At 63.4% G+C, this 2,349-nt stretch carries 2 protein-coding genes; both read left to right on the top strand.

Annotated features, from left to right (window positions below; genetic code table 11):
* Nucleotides 1-110: 110 nt before the first annotated feature.
* The gene (locus CWO89_RS43265) at nucleotides 111-845 is read left to right on the top strand and encodes an ABC transporter ATP-binding protein (protein ID WP_130584280.1); all 735 of its coding nucleotides are present in this window, start codon (nucleotides 111-113) and stop codon (nucleotides 843-845) included.
* Nucleotides 846-1,006: 161 nt separating this feature from the next.
* Nucleotides 1,007-2,125, top strand: a complete 1,119-nt coding sequence (locus CWO89_RS43260) for a branched-chain amino acid ABC transporter substrate-binding protein (RefSeq protein ID WP_130584279.1) — start codon at nucleotides 1,007-1,009, stop codon at nucleotides 2,123-2,125.
* Nucleotides 2,126-2,349 lie beyond the last annotated feature (224 nt).

Below are 2,349 nucleotides of genomic sequence, written 5' to 3'. Positions count from 1 at the left end.
GATCAACTCTCTCCACACGCGCCTGTGCCCGGGGCTGATCCCCACCCCACCCTCCCCCTTTCAGGAGGAGGGAGAACTGACAGCGCGCCCGACGACGAACGGAGCGGGTCATGACCTCTCCCCTCCTCGCGATCCGCGGCCTGCGCGCCGCGTACGGCAAGATCGAAGCCCTCAAGGGCGTCGATCTCGAGATCAATGCCGGCGAGATCGTTGCGCTGATCGGCGCCAATGGTGCCGGCAAGTCGACGCTGATGATGACGATCTTCGGCAAGCCGCGCGCCCGCGCCGGCGCGATCGAGTTCGATGGCGATGACATCACCGGCGTGCCGACGCACGAGATCGCGCGGCTTAGGATCGCACAGTCGCCCGAGGGACGCCGGATCTTTCCGCGCATGAGCGTCGCGGAAAACCTGCAGATGGGCGCTGACGTGACCGAGTGCAGCGAAGCGGAACGCGCGGCCGCGCTGGAACGCGTGTTCACGCTGTTCCCCCGGCTTAAGGAACGCGTCAACCAGCGTGGCGGCACGCTCTCCGGCGGTGAGCAGCAGATGCTGGCGATCGGCCGCGCGCTGATGAGCCGTCCGCGCCTGTTGATGCTGGATGAGCCTTCGCTCGGCCTCGCGCCGCTGATCGCACGCCAGATCTTCGACGCGATCCGCACCCTGAACCGCCAGGATGGCCTGACCGTCCTGATCGTCGAGCAGAATGCCAACCACGCGCTGAAACTCGCCCATCGCGGCTACGTCATGGTCAACGGCCTGATCACGCTGTCCGGAACCGGCAGCGAGCTGTTGCAGCGGCCGGAGATCCGCGCTGCCTATCTGGAAGGCGGACGGCGGGGCTAAGCCTTTTGGACCCCATCCTGCGGCAAGATGCTGCGAAGGGACCGTGCATTTGCCTGAAAAATGCCGATGACTTCACGGCAAATTCAGTCGACAATGCCTTCGGTTTCGCATCCGGCGGCACGCCGGATGCCTCCCTTAAGCGATGACCACGGGGACTCCACATGAAATCACTCAAGCTGATCGGCCTGGCATTCGGCGCATCGCTCGCACTGTCGGCGAGCGCATTCGCGCAGGACATCACCATCGCAGTGGCGGGCCCGATGACGGGCTCCGAATCCGCGTTCGGCCGGCAGATGAAGAACGGCGCCGAACAGGCGGTTTCCGATCTCAATGCCGCGGGCGGCGTGCTCGGCAAGAAGCTCAAGCTTGAGGTCGGCGACGATGCCTGCGATCCCAAGCAGGCGCGCTCGGTTGCCGAGAAGCTTTCCAGCGCGCGCATTCCCTTCGTCGCCGGTCATTTCTGCTCGTCGTCGTCGATCCCGGCCTCCGAGGCCTATGCCGACGGCAACACGCTGCAGATCACGCCAGCCTCGACCAACCCGCTGTTCACCGAACGCAAGCTCTGGAACGTCGCACGCGTCTGCGGCCGTGACGACCAGCAGGGCCTGGTCGCCGCCGAATACATCATCAAGAATTTCAAGGGCAAGAACGTCGCGATCCTGAACGACAAGACGACCTACGGCAAGGGCCTCGCGGATGAGACCAAGAAGGCGCTGAACAAGGCCGGCTTCCAGGAGAAGATGTTCGAGTCCTACAACAAGGGCGACAAGGATTTTAACTCCATCGTCTCGCGGTTGAAGCGCGACAATATCGATCTCGTCTATGTCGGCGGCTACCACCAGGAGGCCGGCCTGATCCTGCGCCAGATGCGCGACCAGGGCCTGCAAACGGTGCTGATGGCGGGCGATGCCATGAACGACAAGGAGTTCGCCTCGATCACCGGCCCCGCCGCCGAAGGCACGCTGTTCACCTTCGGCCCCGATCCCCGCAACAAGCCGACCGCGAAATCCATCGTCGAGAAGTTCAAGGCCAAGAACATCGATCCCGAAGGCTACACGCTCTACACCTATGCCGCGATGCAGGTGTGGTCGCAGGCCGTCGCCAAGGTCGGCTCGACCGATCCGAAGAAAGTGATGGACGCGATCAAGGCCGGCGAGTGGGACACCGTGCTCGGCAAGATGGCCTTCGACGCCAAGGGCGACATCAAGGCGATCGACTACGTCGTCTACAAGTGGGACGCCAAGGGCAACTACACCGAAGTCAACCCGAAGGGGTCGTAGGGCTCATGGACTGCTCGCCGCAACTACCGCCGTCATTCCGGGGCGCGCGTAGCGCGAGCCCGGAATCCATCGGGCAGCATGCGCAAGTGGCAAAATGGATTCCGGGCTCGTCCTTCGGACGCCCCGGAATGACAATGTGCATGATGCCCGAGCCATGCAAAAATTGCCCGTCGTGCAAATCACCAAAAGTCTGTCCAGCCCTCGCGGAAAAAACATTCCGCTTT

The sequence above is a fragment of the Bradyrhizobium sp. Leo170 genome (genome assembly GCF_004296405.1).
GTDB lineage: Bacteria > Pseudomonadota > Alphaproteobacteria > Rhizobiales > Xanthobacteraceae > Bradyrhizobium.
This window is presented reverse-complemented; position numbering and strand designations above follow the sequence as displayed.

Coding starts and splice junctions, on each gene's coding strand:
- CWO89_RS43265 (WP_130584280.1), top strand. CDS start 111: ATGACCTCTCCCCTCCTCGCGATCCGCGGCCTGCGCGCCGCGTACGGC.
- CWO89_RS43260 (WP_130584279.1), top strand. CDS start 1,007: ATGAAATCACTCAAGCTGATCGGCCTGGCATTCGGCGCATCGCTCGCA.